This window comes from Kitasatospora sp. NPDC056651 (assembly GCF_042792155.1).
In the GTDB taxonomy this organism is placed as follows: domain Bacteria; phylum Actinomycetota; class Actinomycetes; order Streptomycetales; family Streptomycetaceae; genus Kitasatospora.
Genome location: NZ_JBHTWX010000034.1, coordinates 23,445 through 40,420, shown reverse-complemented (window position 1 = coordinate 40,420; position 16,976 = coordinate 23,445). Strand labels below are relative to the sequence as shown.

The 16,976-nt window shown below is 75.1% G+C and carries 11 protein-coding genes; 5 read left to right on the top strand and 6 right to left on the bottom strand.

Going from position 1 to position 16,976, the window contains the following annotated elements; all coding sequences use genetic code 11:
* Nucleotides 1-38 precede the first annotated feature (38 nt).
* From ACFRAR_RS15940 to ACFRAR_RS15920, 5 genes are all read left to right on the top strand, one after another.
* The gene (locus ACFRAR_RS15940) at nt 39-1,103 is read left to right on the top strand and encodes an acyl-CoA desaturase (protein ID WP_380698655.1); all 1,065 of its coding nucleotides are present in this window, start codon (nt 39-41) and stop codon (nt 1,101-1,103) included.
* Between the two features lie 59 nt (nt 1,104-1,162).
* Nucleotides 1,163-2,329 (top strand): glycosyltransferase family 4 protein, encoded by a 1,167-nt coding sequence (locus tag ACFRAR_RS15935; protein ID WP_380698678.1) that lies wholly within the window; start codon nt 1,163-1,165, stop codon nt 2,327-2,329.
* A gap of 25 nt (nt 2,330-2,354) precedes the next feature.
* Complete coding sequence (locus tag ACFRAR_RS15930) at nt 2,355-3,266, top strand: alpha/beta fold hydrolase (RefSeq protein WP_380698654.1); 912 nt, start codon at nt 2,355-2,357, stop codon at nt 3,264-3,266.
* Between the two features lie 136 nt (nt 3,267-3,402).
* Complete coding sequence (locus ACFRAR_RS15925; RefSeq protein ID WP_380698653.1) at nt 3,403-3,870, top strand: nuclear transport factor 2 family protein; 468 nt, start codon at nt 3,403-3,405, stop codon at nt 3,868-3,870.
* 98 nt (nt 3,871-3,968) lie between these two features.
* Nucleotides 3,969-4,436: an ester cyclase gene (locus ACFRAR_RS15920; RefSeq protein WP_380698652.1), complete on the top strand. Its 468-nt coding sequence runs from the start codon at nt 3,969-3,971 to the stop codon at nt 4,434-4,436.
* 17 nt (nt 4,437-4,453) lie between these two features.
* Here the strand turns inward: ACFRAR_RS15920 and ACFRAR_RS15915 are convergent, their stop codons facing one another.
* The 6 genes from ACFRAR_RS15915 to ACFRAR_RS15890 all read right to left on the bottom strand — a co-directional run bounded on the left by ACFRAR_RS15915 (nt 4,454) and on the right by ACFRAR_RS15890 (nt 16,962).
* A complete protein-coding gene (locus ACFRAR_RS15915) occupies nt 4,454-5,833 on the bottom strand; it encodes a hypothetical protein (protein ID WP_380698651.1) in 1,380 nt (459 codons plus the stop codon).
* Between the two features lie 69 nt (nt 5,834-5,902).
* Nucleotides 5,903-7,024 carry a hypothetical protein gene (locus ACFRAR_RS15910; RefSeq protein ID WP_380698650.1) on the bottom strand — a complete coding sequence of 374 codons (1,122 nt, stop codon included), beginning with the start codon at nt 7,022-7,024 and terminating at the stop codon, nt 5,903-5,905.
* Nucleotides 7,021-8,130 (bottom strand): hypothetical protein, encoded by a 1,110-nt coding sequence (locus ACFRAR_RS15905; protein WP_380698649.1) that lies wholly within the window; start codon nt 8,128-8,130, stop codon nt 7,021-7,023. Before ACFRAR_RS15905 ends, ACFRAR_RS15910 begins: the two co-directional genes overlap by 4 nt.
* Nucleotides 8,127-11,837, bottom strand: a complete 3,711-nt coding sequence (locus tag ACFRAR_RS15900) for a hypothetical protein (RefSeq protein WP_380698648.1) — start codon at nt 11,835-11,837, stop codon at nt 8,127-8,129. The genes ACFRAR_RS15905 and ACFRAR_RS15900 overlap by 4 nt, the downstream gene beginning before the upstream one ends.
* 97 nt (nt 11,838-11,934) lie before the next feature.
* Nucleotides 11,935-14,196 (bottom strand): hypothetical protein, encoded by a 2,262-nt coding sequence (locus tag ACFRAR_RS15895; protein ID WP_380698647.1) that lies wholly within the window; start codon nt 14,194-14,196, stop codon nt 11,935-11,937.
* A gap of 18 nt (nt 14,197-14,214) precedes the next feature.
* Nucleotides 14,215-16,962, bottom strand: coding sequence for a DUF6603 domain-containing protein (locus tag ACFRAR_RS15890; RefSeq protein WP_380698646.1), 2,748 nt, complete (start codon nt 16,960-16,962; stop codon nt 14,215-14,217).
* Between the last annotated feature and the right edge of the window lie 14 nt (nt 16,963-16,976).

Sequence of the window (16,976 nt, the reverse complement as noted above, 5' to 3'; positions counted from 1 at the left end):
CCCGGGCGGCCGGGGCGCGCCGAAACCGGAGGGGTGGCATGACCGTTCAGGACCCCGCGGCTGACGGGACCGCCCGGCGCGGTGAGTTCGCCGAGCTGTACCGGCGGGTGGCCCTGGCCGGTCTGCTGCGTCGGCGCCCGCTGTACTACGCGTGCCGCGGTGCGGTGCTGGCCGCGGCGCTGGCGGGGCTGCTGGTCTGCTTCGTGATGCTCGGCGCGAGCTGGTGGCAGCTCGGCCTGGCGCCGCTGTTCGCCCTGGTGTTCGGCCAGTTGGCGCTGCTCGGCCACGACGTCGCGCACCGCGCGGTGTTCGCCGACCGCCGGACGACCGACCTGGTGGGCGTCGTGCTGGGCAACCTGGTGGTCGGCATGAGCTACGGCTGGTGGGTCGAGGACCACAACCGGCACCACGCCCACCCGAACCGGGTGGGCCGCGACCCGGCCGCCGACTCCCTGCTCTTCGTCCGCAGCCCCGAACAGGCCCGGCGGACCAGGGGGTTGCGGCGGCTCGTGGCGCGGTACCAGGCAGAGCTGTTCTTCCCGCTGCTGTCCCTCCAGGCGCTCGGCCTGCTGGTCGCCACCGGTGTGACCCTCGTCCGCGGCACCGTCCGCCGCCCGGCCCTGGAGCGCACCCTCGCCCTTCTGCACCACGTCCTCGCCGCGGCCGTCACGGTCGTCGTCCTCGCTCCGCTCCAGGCGCTCGCCTTCACCGTCCTGTTCGGGGCGCTGCTCGGCGTCTACCTGGGCTGCGTCTTCGCCCCCAACCACAAGGGCATGCCGCTGACCGGCCCGGACGCCGGGCGCACCGACTTCCTGCGGCGGCAGGTGCTGCCCTCCCGCAACCTGCGGGCGGGCCGGTTCGTCCACTTCCTCTTCGGCGGGCTCGGCTACCAGATCGAGCACCACCTGTTCCCCGCCATGCCGGTGGCGGCGCTGCGTCCGGCCTCACGCCTGGTGCGCGCCTACTGCGCGGAGGTCGGCGTGCCGTACGCGGAGGCGGGACTGACCGGCTGCTTCCGGGAGGTGCTGCGGGACCTGCGCGAGGTCGGCCGCTCCGTCCCGGCCCGCCCGGGGGCCGCGGCCGCGCCGGAGGCCGCGCGGTGAGCGGGCTGTCCAGGGCAGCGGCGCCCGCCGGGGCGGGTCCGGCCCCGGACGGCGGGCGGCTGCGGGTGGTGATCGTCACCGAGTCCTTCGCCCCGCAGCTCAACGGCGTGGCCCACAGCGTGCTCCGCACCACCGAACACCTCCTGTCCCGTGGGCACATCCCGCTCGTGGTGACCCCGGCGACGCCGCGAGGCGCGGGCGAACACCGCTCCGTTGGGTACGGGCACCGCTCCGCCGGGTGCGGCTGCGAGGTGGTCCGGGTCCCCTCCCTCCCGCTGCCCGGCTACCCGGAGGTGCGGATCGCCCTGCCCGGACGCCAGGTGGCCGACGCCATCGCGCGGCACCGCCCGCACGTGGTCCACCTGGCCGGCCCGTTCGTGCTCGGGGCCGCCGGAGCCGCGGCGGCCGGGCGCGCGGGCGTCCCCGCCGTCGCCGTCTACCAGACCGATCTCGCCGCCTACGCCCGCGTCTACCTGCCCTTCGCCGGCGCGGCCGGGGCCCGGCTGGCCTGGTGGCGGCTGCGGCGGATCCACGCGGCGGCCGTACGGACCCTCGTGCCGTCCCGGTCCTCGTTCGACGCCCTGACGGCCCACGGCATCCCCCGGGTCCACCTGTGGCCGCGCGGCGTCGACTGCGTACGGTTCCACCCCGGCCACCGGGACGAGGCCCTGCGCCGACGGCTCGGCCGGCCCGGCGAGGTCCTGGTCGGCTACGTCGGACGGCTGGCGCAGGAGAAGCAGATCGACCGGCTGGCCGAGGCGTCCCGGCTCCCGGGGGTACGGCTGGTGATCGTCGGCGACGGCCCCTGCCGCGCCCGGCTGGCCGCCGCGCTGCCCGACGCGCTCTTCCTGGGCCGCCGCACCGGGCACGAACTCGCCCGGCTGTACGCCTCGTTCGACGTGTTCGCCCACCCCGGGCCGTTCGAGACCTTCGGCCAGACCCTCCAGGAGGCCATGGCCAGCGGACTGCCCGTGGTCGCCCCGGCGGTCGGCGGACCGCTGGACCTCGTCCGCCCCGGACGCACCGGCTTCCTCGTCCCGCCCGGCGCGGGCTCCGGCTTCCGGGAGGCGGTGGAGCGGCTCGCCCGGGACGCGGAACTGCGCCGCACGCTCGGCCGGGCGGGCCGGAGCGCCGTGGTCGAGCGGAGCTGGGCGGCGGTCGGCGACCGGCTGGTCGACCACTACCGGCTCGCGGTCGCGGAGTCCGCCGAAGCCGGGCTCACCTGACACCACGGAACGGAACGGACCCGTCATGCACCAGCCGCTCGCCGCCGAGTACGCACCCAGCACCCGCCCGGACGCCGACACCGCGGTCCTCCTGCACGGGCTGGGCGGCTGGACCCACAACTGGGCCGCGCTGGTCGACCGCCTCCGGCCGTCGGTGCACTGCCTGGCGCTGGACCTCCCCGGCTTCGGCCGCTCCGCTCCCCCGCCCGACGGCCTGGTCAGCGTCCGGTGTCAGGCCGCGGCCGTCGCCCGCCACCTCGACCGCACCGGGCACCGCCGCGTCCACCTGGTCGGCAACTCCCTCGGCGGCCTGGCCGCCCTCCACCTCGCCGCCCACCGTCCGGAGCTGGTCTCCACACTGACCCTGGTCTCACCGGTCCTGCCCGCGCTCCCGCCGCCCCAGGCCCTGCGGGTCTCCCTGCTCGCCCTGCCGGGCGCACCCCGCCTGTACGCCCGGCTGCAGTCCGCCCGGAGCCCCGCGCGCCAGCTCGACGACCTCTACGACCTGATCTACGCCGACCCGTCCCGCGTCGGCGCCGCCCAACGCGCGACGGAACAGCGCGAACGCCTGCGCCGCGCCGAACTCCCCTACTCCACCGACATGGTGGCCGAAGGCGTGCGCGCCCTCGTCCGCGCCCACCTCCCGCGCCCGGCGGAGGCGCCGGCCTGGCGGCAGGCCCGGCTGGTCACCGCCCCGACCCTGCTCGTCTACGGCCGCGACGACCGCCTCGTCCCCTTCCGCACGGCCGCCCGGGCCTACGCCGCCTTCCGCGACGTCCGGCTCCTCACCCTGCCCGACGCCGGCCACGTCGCCATGCAGGAACGCCCCGACGCCGTGGCCACGGCCTTCCGCGCCATGCTCGCGGAGCCCGGCCGCTCCCGGACGGCACGCGGTGCCCGCGGCGGCACACCGCACCCGGCCGGTCCGAGCGGGTGACCCGCCGCGGCTCCGGCGCCGCCCGGGAGCAAGGAAGGGCCGCCACGCGTCGACGGCGCCCCGTTCGTCCGGTTGCGGGGCGCCCGGAGCCGGTGCTCTCCTGCTGGTGTCAGGCAGTGCGAGGATCGGAGCCGATGTGCCCTCCCCCGATGCCGTCGCGTCCCAGGAGGCCGCGGACCGGCTGGCCATCCGCCGGCTGGTCGACGCCTACGCGCACTGCGCGGACCGCCGGGACGCCGAGGGCCAGACAGCCCTGTTCACCGAGGACAGCCGCTTCCTGGTCCACATGGACGCCGCGGCCGACGAACCGGCCCAGGAGCTGCGCGGACGCGCCGCCCTCGCGCCGGTCTTCGCCGATCTCAACCGCTACCGGGCCACCACCCACTTCAACGGCCAGAGCACCGTGACCCTCGACGGCGACCGGGCCGAGGGCGAGACCTACTGCCTGGCACACCACGTCTCGTTCGGTACGGACGACGAGCGCACGATCATGATCGCGTCCATCCGCTACCTCGACCGGTTCGTCAGACAGGACGGCGACTGGCTCTTCGCCGAACGCCGACTGCTGGTCGATTGGACCGAGACCCGTCCCCACAAGCCCTGACGCCCCGAATCCCCGGGGCGACACGGGGGCCCGGACCGTCGGACACCGAGAACCCGAGCAGTCGCTTGGCGGATTTCCTTCATGGAAGGGGAAGTGCGATGACCACCGACGCGGAGGCCGTGGTCCGGGCCGCCTACCACGCGGCCGAGGGCGACGTCCTCGACGTGCGGGGCTTCATCGACTTGTTCGCCGAGGACGGGGTGTTCAACAACGTCGTCGCGGGCGAGAGCTACCGCGGCGAGCACCTCGGCGACCAGGTCGCCTTCATGGGCGCGCTCGCGCCCGACATCCACCGCGAACTGCACCGGGTCCACGTCATCGGCGACGTGGTCGCCGTCGAGCTGACGATCGAGGGCACCGTCACCGGCCCCTTCGAGACGCCCGCCGGCACCGTCCGGGCCGTCGGCGCCCGGCTCGGCATCCCCACCGCCGACTTCTGGTACGTCCGGAACGGGAAGATCAAGGAGTTCAACTGCTACGTCGGGCTCAGCGTCATGCTCGAACAGCTCGGCGTGCACCCCGACTTCGCCTCCGCCGTCACGGCGTCGCCCGGCACGGCGCCCTGACCGCCCCCGGAGTCCGGTCAGTGCGTGCTGGACAGGTCCAGCCCGGCCAGGTGCGCGACCTGGGCCAGGGTCAGGGAGCGGCCGTAGGTCCGCCAGGAACCGGACAGGCACAGCATCGACGCGTCCTTGGTGACCTCGCAGCCGAACCAGACGACGCTCTCCTCGCAGGACAGGCCCAGGCTCGCGCTCAGGGAGACGGCCTTGCCGTCGCGGACCAGGTCCACCAGGAGCGTCGCGTCCCGGCCCGCGACCTCCACGGTCACCGCCAGGGTGAAGGTCCATGCCGCGCCCTCGGGGTTGGTGAAGACGTCCAGGCTGAGCTTCTGGAGTTCCAGCGTTCTCAGCGCCGACGGGACGAGGTCGGCGGCGTTCCTGTCCCAGTGGTCGGACACCCAGGTCACGAGCTGCTCCATCGTGACGCCGACGACGCTCCCGGACTTGTGGGTGGTACCGCCTTCGTCGAAGGACGTCTCCAGCTTCAGGGTCGACGTGCCGATGGTGAGCGAGTCCGGGACGTCCGAGCCGACGGGGACCGTCGGTGCGGGCTTCACGAAGTCCCTGACGGTCTTGTCCGGCTTCGGCTTCGACTTCTTTTTCGGTTCGTCGGTCGGGTGGCTGTAGGAGCGCAGGGACCACCGGGAGGTGGTGGCCTTGTTCACCGCCATGTACTCGTTGAGGTTCTTGCTGTTGTTCATCGCCCAGTAGACGTACCCGGACCCTACCTCGACCCAGTTCTTCCGGATGAAGGGCCAGCAGTACCAGTTCGTCTCCCGGTACGGGATGGTGAAGGCCTCCGCGTACTTCGCGAAGGCGTCGCTGACGGCCGGGGCGGCCCCGGTCCCCTGGCCGGCGGCCGTCATGGAGTCGTGGAGCTCCCTGTACCGGAGTTGGAGCTCGCTGCCCACGACCGCTCCGATCTGCGCCTCGTACCTCGCTCCCGGGTCGAAGAAGCGGTCCGACGATGTGGGCCCGAGATGGATGTTGGCGGGCGCCCACAGGTAGAGGAGCTGGAGGAGTTGCACCTCGGGCAGGACGACGGTGGCCGAGGGATCGTGCTCGAACTCCCCCTTCTGCAGGCCGCTCAGCAGGCCGACGAGTTTCTTCCACGCCTCGCCCCAGAGCTTCTTGGCCGCTTCGGTCTTCAGCGGCTCCAACGAGGGGAGCGAGTCCTGGACGCTGCGGAGGAACCGCTTCACGCCGTCCGAGACCTGGACGGCACCCTTCTTGAACTGCGCCGCGACCATGGTGTTCCAGGCCGCCTTGAGGGCCTCGAACGGGACGATGTGGTGCCGCCCCTTCCCGCCCGGGACGGCCTCGGAGTGCGGGTTGTCCTCGAAGGGGTAGGTGGTCTTCTTCCTGTCGAACGTGATCTCCAGGTTGATCGCCGTGGGCGCCAAGATCGTGCTCCCTTCTCGTCTGCGCGGGTTCGGCTGCGCCTCGTGGCGCGGGGGGACGACGCGGTCGGGTCACGGGGGCAGGAGCGCGCCGGTGCCGAAGGGGCTCCAGTGAAGGACCACCTTGTAGGCGACATCGGCGGTGGGTTCGGCGTGCAGGCCGACGCTCTGGCCCGCGCGGACGGGCAGCAGCACGTCGTCGGTGCGGTCGCCGGTGATGCTCACCTCGATGCGCTGGCCCGTGGGCCGGAGGGTGACGGTGATGGGCAGGACCGTGTCCGCGGGAGCGTCGCGGGTGAGGGTGCCGGTGACGAGCAGGAGGCCGTCGGTGACGGCCTGGAGGGTCGTGTCCACGATGCCCTGCTGTCCGTCCGCGGACCAGGACGAGTAGCCGGGGACGTATCCGGCGTGGTTGCGGCGGTGTTGGAGGAGTTCGACCTCGCGGTCGGCGGTGAGGAGGCCGCTGGTGGCGAGATCGGGCTGGGAGACGTGGACGAAGGTGCCCATGTCGACGGTGGTCCGGGGGCCCTTCCTCGGGGTGACGGCGGCGGTCAGCCGGAAGAGGGTGTCGCGGGTCAGCCGGAGGGTGTCGTCGGGCGGCCAGACCGTGTCGGTACCGGCGGGGTGGACGGTCGCCGTGCCGGCGGGGGTGGTGTAGGTGAGGGTGTAGTCGAAGGCGGCGGTGTCCGTACTGGCGTTCCACAGCAGGTGGACGGGGTCCGTTCCGGCCCGGACGGTGGCGGCCTCGGCGCGCAGGCCGCCGATGGCCACGCCGGTGGGGACGAGGGGAAGGACCAGGCTGCCGTCGGCGGCCGGGACGCCGGCGGTCCGTTCGCTCACCGCGATGGTCACCTGGGGGCCCGCGTCCGCGTTGACATGGATTCTGAACCCCAGGTCGACGTAGCCGTCCGGGGCGAGCGGGCAGCCGGTCTCGCTGCCGTACGCGAGCCGGAGGACCTTCCGGTCGGCGAGGACCCTGGGGTCGGCGGGCGTCAGGTCGCCGCGGACGTCGCACTGGACCTCTGCCGCCCGGTCGTCGGTGAGTTGTCCGGGACCCGTGCCGTGGGGCACCAGGAGGACGATCTCGGTGACGGTGACGGGCTCGTCCCGGGTGTTGGTGGCGCGGATCCACACCGTGGTCGTGGCGTCCGCGGTGACCGTGGTGGGCGCGACGTAGCTCAGGCGGGTGCTCACGGGTGGTCCGAGGCGGGTTGCGGGGCGGGTTGCGGGACGGGTTGCGGGGCGCCCTTCAGGGCGCCCTTGCCGAAGGGGATCCAGGACATCCTCAGATCGGCCTTCGGGGTGGTGCCGACCAGGGTGACGGTGGCTCCGGCCGGAACGGGGAGCTGGGTGTGGGCCTGATAGGTCCGGTCGGCGGTGGTGGGGCAGGTCAGGGTGCGGTCGTACGGGTTGCCCTGCGACGGACGGATGCGGACGTTGGTGCTGACGCTCGTGGCGGTGGCGTTGCCGGCGTCGAGGCTGACCAGCAGGATGCCGTCGGTGGTGGCCTGGGCACTGCGGGCGTCGCCGTCGCTGGTGAAGTCGTCGCAGGTGTAGTCCCGGGGCGCGCCGAGGAGGGCGACGATGCCGTCGGCGGAGAGCTTTCCGGCCTTGATGTCGCCATCCTTGACCAGGACCATGGCGGCGGCGGAGTCGGCGCTGGGGTTCTCCCCCTCCCAGCGCAGGCCGAAGGCGGTGTCCTCGGTGAGGCCGGTGACGGTGTGGGTGTAGACGCCGTCGGCGGTCGGTCTGTCCGTCACGGGCGTGGGGGCGGACCCGTTGGCGGAGAGGTGGTAGCTGCCGCCGCCGGTGCGCCCCGTCCAGGTCAGGGTGGTGGTGCCGGTGCCGGTGGCCGGGTCGCGGGAGACCTGGAGGTCGGTCGCCTTGAAGTCCTTGATGGCGGGGTTCCGGTCGATGAACAGGATGTGCCGGCTGGTGTGGGCGGGGCGGCCGTCCGCGTCCAGGGCGGTGACGGTCAGGGGGAGGCGGCCGGTCTCGGCGGCCGCGTCCAGGCCGGTGACGTCGATCTCGGTGACGTCGATCCCGGCGACGTCGTCGCTGCCCTCGGATCCCGGGGCCGCGCGGCGCAGTTCGACCCCGCCGGTGTCCAGGGGGGCCAGGGTCCAGCCGGGGGTGGGGGTGTGCGTGTCGGGCCCGGGCAGGAGGCGCGGGGCGGGGGCGGCGGGCCACTCCAGGCGCAGCGCGGGGCAGCTTCCCAGGCCGGCCAGCCGCAGCCGCAGGGGCTGGTCCCCGGGGCCGGTGAGGCGGGTGGCGGGATGGACGGTGACGGTGCCGGTCATGTGCGGGGGGCCTCGCGGGTGTGGGTGAGGTGGCCGCTGTGGGCGGTGGGGAAGGTGGGGTGGAGGACGGGGCGGGGGTCCCCGGTGGTCAGCTCGGTGTGCTGCCAGGGCTTCGCGCGGTCGGTGGTGCGCAGGGTGAGGTCCCAGGTCCCGACGGGGGCGGGGGCGGGGAGGGTCAGGCGCGGGGCGCCGTCGGTGGCGAGGGCGTGGGCGAGGGCGGGGCCGAGGGGGACGGCCAGGCGCAGGGCGTCGGTGTACCGCTGGACGTCGGCGCGGGGGATGCGCAGGGTCTGGAGCGGGAGGATGTCGGTGTGCGCGTGGACGTCCTGGTAGGGATCCATGAGGAGCAGGACGTGGGCGGCGCCGGGGGGTTCGCCGCCGTCCTGGCGCGGGTGGGCGGTGACGGTGACGGCGCCGGGCTCGCCGACGTCTCCGGTGCCGATGGGGCGGGTGTAGGACGTGCTCCGCGGTGTGGCCGGGGCGTGGTCGGTGTGCAGGGTGGCGCAGTCGGCGGCCCGGTAGTAGCCGATCAGGCCGCATCGCAGGTCGGCGGCGGTGCCCAGGCGCACGGGCCAGGCGCGGTTGTCCGCTTGGGGGTCGGCCGGCTCCTCCAGGGCCTTGGTCCAGCCGGTGGGGTCCGTGGTCGGCGGTCCGTCGGTCTCCAGGTGGAGGCGCAGGTGGACCAGGGCGATCAGGCGGCCGGCGGTGAGCGCGACGCCGGTGTCGTGGGGCGGCCGGGGGTGGGTGAGCGAGAGCGCGGCGTCCAGGACGGCGGCGAGGTCGGCCAGTCGCCGGGGCTTGTCGCTTCCCCCGGTTCCCTTGGCGGCGATGGTGTCGGGGGCGCTGTCCAGGAGGGAGCGGACGAACGGCGCGAGCGGGCCGTGGACGTCGAACTTCTGGCCGTGGACGTCCTCGGGGGTGAGGTGGGGCGAGTCGGGCAGGGCGCGCCAGGTGACGGCGTGGCGGTCCGGCCGGTCCGTCGGCCCGGCGCGGCGCAGGGTGCCCAGCGGGGTGCCGTCGGGGGCGTAGACGTCGAGGGTGAGGCGGGCGGCGTCGCCGGTGCCGCGGACCACGAGCCAGCCCACGACGGGCGTGGCGCCGGCCGCGGCCGGGGCGGATCGGCCGGCGGCGGGCGGGAAGGGGACGGCGGCGTCCAGCGCGGTCAGGCGCAGCCGGGCCGGGCGCGGCAGGCGCGGCGGGAGCTGGACGAAGCGCCGGGCGTTGGAGTCGGTGACAGTGAAGGGGGGCACCACGCTGCGGGCGCGGCCGATGGGGTAGTTGCTGTCGCCGCTCACCTTGCCGCCGTGCTCCACGACGGTGACGGACCGTCCGAAGGTGTCGACGAGGACCAGGTCCTGGAGGCGCAGGTGGACGGCGTGGACGTGCTGGTAGGAACCGAATTCCGGGTCGGGGTCGGGCCAGGTGGCGGCCGGGTCGGCGGGGCTGCCGGGTCGGCCGGCGGGCGGGACGGCGGGCGGGACGGCGGGTGGGACGGCGCTCTTGCGCCGGTTGAGGGCGGCGTGCACGCCGCCGAGGGTGAGCGAGGCCAGGTCCCAGCCGGAGACCTGGTCCTGGAACGCGGTGAAGGCGTCCGCGCTGGCGTCGGTCCGGGGGAAGGCGGCGAGGTGGGCGTCGATGCGGCGCCGGAGCGTGAACAGCGGCACCGGGCCCAGCGGGGAGCGGCCGCGCAGGGCGAAGTAGGCCGGTTCGTCGTCGCCGAGCTCGGTGACGTACTCCTTCGCGGCGGGGGCGAGGGTGCGGCGGTCGCCGTCGAAGGCCCAGTACGCCGTGGCTCCCCGGGAGAAGTCCAGGGGGTGCCCCCGGACGACCCAGTGGGCGGCCAGCGGTGTCCAGGGCTGGTCCCAGACGGCGGCGTGGACGGGCCCGGACGTGCGGTCGAGGGTCAGGGACCGGTCGGCGAGGAGGGCGTCGAGGGTCCTGCCCGGGGCGGGACGCAGGGAGCGGACGGCGCCGTGCAGCACGTACAGCTCGCCGATCAGCGCGCGGACGGCGTCGGTGTCGGGGGCGGTGGCGACGGCCCAGTCCAGGTGCGGCGGGGCGGGCGGCTCGGCCGGGGCGGTGAAGGTGTCCTGGCCGGCTGAGGCCTTGGTGACGATGTCGCCGGTGTGGCGCCAGGTACGCGCGGCGGTGTCGTCGCCGTCGCGCAGGGGCCGGTCGGCGGGGTAGCGGGCGCCGCGGATGACGACGCCGGGGTCGACGGCCTTCCAGAACGGTTCGGTGGGGGCGCTGGTCAGGCGGGCGTCGGTGCCGAGTCGGGCGGTGAGTGCCTGCTGCGCGCTCTGGCGGGCCGCGGTGGCGTCGTCGGCGTCGCGCTGGGCGGCCGCGAGGGCGGTGCGGGCCCGGCCGGCCGCTTCCTCGGCCTTGGCCGCGAAGTCGGCGGGAGGGTAGGCCTCTTTGTCGGCCTTGGCGCGGGCGGCGAGCCACCAGAGGTCGAGGAAGCGGCGGCGGGCGGCGTCGAGACGGCCCTGGGCCAGGTCCTCGGACCGCTGGGCGGCGTTGAGGGCGTCCAGCAGCGGTGTGCGGCTCGGGTCGGAGGCGGCGCCGTCGGTGCTGATCAGCCACCGCTGTCCGGAGGGCATCGCACGAAACCGGTCGCGGTGGTGCGCGGTGTCCAGTACGGCCCGCCGGGCCCCGGCGAGGTCCAGGCCGGCGGTGGGGACAGCATGGTCGGCGAGGTCCAGCCGGCCGGTGTGGAAGGCCCGCAGGGCGTCGGCGTGGGCCCGGCGCTCGGGAACGTCGGGCAGGCTGTTCTCCACCAGGGTGTCGAGGGCGTCGGCCATGTCGTGGCCGACGGCGACGCGCACCTGCTGCTCGGTGTTCACCGGGCGGGCACCGTCGTACGGCTTGTCGTCCCAGGTCAGGCCGAGGACCAGGCCGTGGCACAGGACGCGGGCGGTGCCGGTGGCGAGGCCGTCCCCGCGGTAGCCGTGGTGGGCCAGCACCCGGGTGAGCCGTTCGTGGGGGGCGTCGGGGACGGGGTACCCGTGGAAGTCCAGGACTGCGCGCACCTCGTCGGGCGCGGTGAGGTCGTGGGCGGCGTCGCCGTGCCAGCCGACGACCAGGTAGCCGAGCAGCCCCGGCGCGAGCGTGCCGGCGGCGTCCCCCGCCACGGGGCCGGTGAGGGGGTCGTGCAGGGAGAACACGTCACGACAGTAGGGCTGGAACGTCGCGAAGGTGGCCAGGCCCGGCCCCAGCACCGTCAACGGGGTGAAGGGGTCGGTGACGGGGTCGGGATCCCGCCAGTCGCGCGCGGACAGGTCGATCCTGCGGCCGAGCCACTTCCCGGGGCCGATCGGGGAGGTGGCCTTCCCCGGGTCCTCCGACTGGTAGTCGCTCTGCACCAGCCAGCCGGCCACGTCGGGCGCCTGCGTCGCGGCCCGGTCGGCGGGGTGGTGGTAGCGCACGACGAGCCACCGGTCGGGGGCGTGCGGGACGGCGGCGTCGGAAGGATCGCCGGGGCGGGCGTCGAGCCGGATCCCGCCGAAGGCGCGGGGCACGTGCCAGTGGAGGCGGACCCCGACCTCGGGGGGCTCCGAGTCGTGGAGCAGCGGCCGGGGTTCGGGGTCCTCGAAGTCGCCGAAGGACGGCGGCCGGCCGTAGAGGCGCTGGCCGCTGCCCTTGAGCCAGGTGTTCACGAGCAGGGCGTCCACGCGCATGGAGGCCAGGATGGTGGTGGGATCGGTCACGGGTTCGCCTCGGTGGTGGGGATGGGCGTCGGTCCGGGGGCGCGGGGAGGCCGCGGGCGCGGCTCACGGCGGCCACACGCCCCCGCACGCCCTCGCGTCACTCCGTCTGGAACGTCAGATGGCCGGCGCTGTTGAGCAGTTGCAGCGCGAGGTCCGCCGGCGTCGGCTCCCCGAGCTCGTGCGCCCGGTACATCGCCCTGAGCTGTCCGACCAGGCTCTTCTCCGTGCCGGTGGACACCACGTGCAGCACCTCGGGCGCCGCGGCGCGGGCGGGGATGTCCTGGATCTCCCAGCCCGTGGACTCGCCGGCCTTGACGGGTGCGTCCGCCCCGGCCATGTCCCGGGGCGCACGGAAGATCAGCCGGTAGCAGCCGTTCTCGTCCCGGGCGTCCAGGGCCATGGTCAGGCCGTGGGGCGGCTCCCGCAGCACCAGGGTGGCCGGCAGGCCCGAGACGAACAGCAGCATCAGGACCTCCGGCAGGGGTCGTGAGACGTCGACGGCCACCGGGGAGCCCTTCGCGTCGAAGGCCTCGACGATCAGGTCCGGCCAGGCGGCGATCAGCGGGGAGCGGATCAGACAGCCGGCCTCCGGATCCCGGGTCAGGGAACGCGCCCGGCCGGTACACAGCCGGCCCAGGTGACCGTCCAGAGCGGTGACGGTGCCGGCGTGGTGGGCTCCGGTGCGGACGGTGGCGAGCCACTGGGCGTCGACCTGGAAGAAGCGGGCGCTGTGCTGCGGCAGGAGCGCCTCGTGCGGTACGAGGTGGTGGAACGGGATCCGCTTCAGCAGGCCGGGGCCCTCCAGCAGCTCGCGCAGGGCGGGGGCGTGGCTGTCGACGACGGCGGCGACGGCGGCGGCCGCGGTACGGACCACCTCCTCGAACTCCTTCGCGTGGGACTGGGAGCGGGCGCCGTCGACGAGGGCGGCGATCACCTCGCGCGGGCCGAACCCGGGACTGCCCGGGCCGGACGGGGCGTCCCGGTCGGACCACGGCCTGCCGAGGTTCTCACCGATCGCGGTGATGGTCGTCCTCTCGGCGACGGTCGCCTCCAGATCGCCGCGCAGGCTGCCCGGCCGTGCCCCGTACCGCGCCGGCCCGTCACCGGAGGGCCGAGGGGTCCGGATCCGGCGCAGGCTGTCGTGGACCGCGGTCAGCGCGTCCCGGCGCACGGTGTGCTGGGCCGCCTTCAGGTGGGGGTCGGCCAGCGCCAGCAGCTGCCCGAGGGTGAACGCCGCCGCGTAGCCGATGTCATGGACGCCCGGGTCCTTCCAGAAGGCGGTGGCGGCGTCCGCGTCGGCGGCCGTGGCCAACGCGGCCACGGCGGGCACGGCCAGCGGGGTGAAGGGCCCGCGGTACCAGGCCGGGGTGGGCTCGCCGGTGGGCAGCCGCCAGGTCACCGGCACCGCGCCGGCCGCGAGGCGGTCCACCGTGTGCCGCTGCGCCGCGTTGGCGGGCCTGTGGGGCGGGGCCGGCAGCCGCAGGCGTCCCTCGTCGCGCCGGCTGTCCTCGGCCAGCCGGTCGGCCAGGGTGAAGAACGAGGTGTGGGGGTCGCTGGTGGGGCTCTGTGCCTGGAAGGTCCACGACCACAGGGCCGCCATCCGCACCGCGGTGGCGCCGTCCGGGACGGCGTCGGGGCCGCCCATCAGGTCGTAGCCCTGGAGGCCTTCGAGCGAGACCAGGACGGCGGTGTAGGCGCCGGCGGTGCGGGGGAGGCGGTTGGCGGTGACCACGCTGTGGCAGCCCTTCGCCCAGTCCGGGTCGTCACCGCCGGGGCCGCCGTCGTTCGCGGCGACGGTGCGGGAGTGGGTCAGCCAGGGCAGCTCGGCGATGGTGGGCAGCAGAGCGCGGGCGGCCCGCACCGTGACGTCGACGCTGTGGCAGAGCTGCTTCCCCTCCTCCGTGGTGACGTCCGGCAGCAGCGGCGTGACCACGCCGGTCTCGGGTGTCAGCAGGGAGCCGACGGTACGGGGGGTCAGCGCCACCGTGCCGGGGTCGGCGGGGTGGGGGGTGTCGGCGGCGGTGAGGACCAGCAACGCGATCCAGGGGACGGCGCGGCCCTCGACGGGCGGGCTCGCGGTGCGGGCCCAGGGCAGGACGGCCGAGGTCAGGGTCGCGTGCGGCAGGGTCAGGGAGAAGTCCCCGGACGCGCCGGGCGCCGGGTGCACCGCGAGGACGTCGGCGGCCGTGCAGGTGAACCGGGGCGCCCCCACCAGCAGTGCCCGGCTCGCCTTCAGCAGCGAACTGCCGTCAGGGGTGGTGTGGGTGACCTCGACGCGGTACTCGCCGGGCTCCAGGGCGTGCCGGTGGCTGCTGCCGAGCGTGATCCGGGCGGTGGCGGCGGCGGTGGGGGTGGACATGACGGGGAGGGTTTCCGTTCATTGGACGAGGAGGGGCTCGGCGTCGGTGACGGACCACAGGCGGTCCAGGTAGCCGTCCAGGCCGGCGACCGCGGCGGTGGGCAGGGTGCCGTCGTCGACGGGCGGGAACCAGGCGGCCCAGGCGGCGACGAGGTCGGCTCGGTTCTTCGTCCCCGCACGGGCGGCTTCGGCCAGCGCGTCGCGGGTCGACGGGGCGGCGGCGTGCTCCGGGGAGTCGGCCCGGCCGGGGATCCGCCCACTCTTCCCGGCCTCGCTGTCGAGCACGCCGCGCCGCAACGGACCCAGCGCGTCGACCGGCGGCGCGTCGGGGGTGGCCAGCGTCAGCCCCGTGACGGCGTCCACCTGCTCGTCGTCGCCGCCGTAGGGCGAGGGGTTCTCGCCCTTCTTGAGGACCGGACCGAAGGCACTGGCCGGGAGGCGGGAGCGGGTGGCCGCGGCGGACCAGCCCTTGAGGTCGACTCGGCTGTCGCCGGTGCGGCCGCGCACCACCGCGACCTCGCACGTCAGATCAGCCTGGGAGACGCGCATGGGCCGCACGTCGACCTTCGCTCCGCGGCCGCCCGGGACGACGTCGGGAGCCCCGTCGTAGTCCAGTCGCAGGGTGGTGCACGGCAGGGGCGTGGTCACGGCCAGGGCGAACGCGTCCGTGGCCACCCGCAGCGGCGAGTCGTCCGTGGCCGGCCCGGCGGTGGGCGCGGGCAGCAGGCCCCGGGTGGCCTGGACCTGGGGGGCACGCTTGGCCAGGACCCGGTCGTGGAAGGCGGGCCAGTCGAGCTCTTCCGGTGTGGAGGCGGACCGGGAGCCGAAGCGCACGGTGATGTCGGGGACCAGCGGAAGGTGCACCGTCGCCGTCCCCGCCGTCGGCGGTCCCCACACGTGGAGGTCGGCGCCGATCTCCAGGCTGTGGTGGCCCAGGAAGTCGAAGTCGACGCCGACGCGGACGCCGAGGTTCACGTCGTACGCGAAGGGCTCCCACTGGACCGCGGCGTCCACGTGCGCCTCCAGCCAGGCCCGTACGCTCGCGACCGTCGCCGACACCTCCAGGCGGCCGCCGACCATCGCCATCGACGGGGTGACCGCCGCGTAGCACTCGCCGGTCAGCGTCGCCGGGCCCGTCTGCCAGTGCAGGCCCAGCCGCTGCACCTCCGGGTAGTGGGAGGGCTTCGTGTAGGCGGGGTGGTAGCCGCCGAGCGTCACGACGAAGTCCCCGGCGTGCGCGGGGCCGGTCCACACGCACAGCGCGAAGCCGCCCTGCAACCGGCAGGAGGGGTCCAGGAGGTAGGAGCGGTCCGGGTCCAGCGCGGCCTCGACCCGGATCTCGCCGGTGGACGTCCGGTACGTCGCCTCCAGGCCCAGCGTCGCCACGGCGCAGGGCGTCTTGGGAGCGGCGGGGAACCGCGCGGTGGCCGAGGCCAGCAGGGCCACCGTGACATCGCCGGGGGTGGCCTGCACCGCCAGGACCGCGACCGCGTCCACGAGCTTGAACACCTGGAAGGTGGCACCCGCCGCGATCCACATCGCCCCGGACTCCGGGCGCACCGTGTCCCCCAGCGCCTTCAGCACCGGCAGCGGCCCCTGGTCGATCGGGAGCTTCCCGGGGGACAGCAGCAGGTGCTCCGGGACCTTCAGCGGGTCGGTGGGCATGGCCAGGCGGGCGTTGTAGCCGAACCCGCCCGTCAGGCCGGTCAGCACCACCGGCCCCAGCGGCACCTGGAGGCCGGTGAGGGAGGCGATGACGAACACCGACGGGCCGCCGTGCTTCAGTTCGGCGTACATCCCGGCGGCGCTGAACGACAGGGCCGTGGTGGTGACGGCCAGCTGCCCGGCCACCAGCAGGGTCGCGTCCGTGTGCGGATCCGGAGCCGGATCGCGGACCAGCGCGCCCGAGGCCCGAAGGGTGCCGGCGGTGTAGGACAGGGCCAGGCCGTCCAGGGTGCCGGACACCGCGGGGGGCTTGCCCCGCTCCCACTCCACGGTCGCGCCCAGGCCGGTGGTCTCGAAGACGATCCCCCCGGCCGCGAGCGAGGCGTCGAGCAGGATCGCCAGCCCGCGCGGAGGACCGGCCAGGTACCGCACGCCGGCGCGCCGCACCCGCAGCGGGCCGAGCGTCCGGTCCACGGTCACCCAGGCGGTGACCGCGGTGCCGCCGCCTCCGCCGCCGCCGTCCCCGATCCCGGGGCCGTCCGCGCCCACGACCGCCCGCTCGGGGCCGGGGCCGGGCCTGGGGCCGGGCTCGGGACTCCCGCCCAGCGGGATCCAGAGCGGGAGCGGGTCGCTGCTGCCCAGCGGCTCGATCTCCAGACCCAGCGCCGCCGGCGTCGGCACCAGCACGTTCTGCGGCAACGGGGGCGGCACCGCATGCCCGACGGCCTTCAGAAGCTCGTCCAGTCGGCCCCGGCTCGCCCGCACCTCCTCCTGCGTCGCCGTCGAACGGGCGGCCAGTACCAGCCCGCTCAGCCTGCCCGCGCCCGCGGGCACCAGGCGCCCCACCAGCGGCAGGTTCACCAGGCCCAGCTCCGGTGTCACCCCCGCCAGCAGCATCGTCACCCGCCGCTTCTCCGGCGCCGCCGACGCCACCCGTACCGACCAGGCGCGCCCGGCCTCGGTGCCCGCGAACGCCAGCCCGAGGCCCACGCCCGCACCCGCGTCCGCGCCGTCGGAACCCGAGCCGGTGGGGATCTCCAGCCGCAGCGCGGCTGACGTCAACGCCGGCACCCACTCGACCGGCAGCTCGTCCTCGGCCATCACCCTTCTCCTCA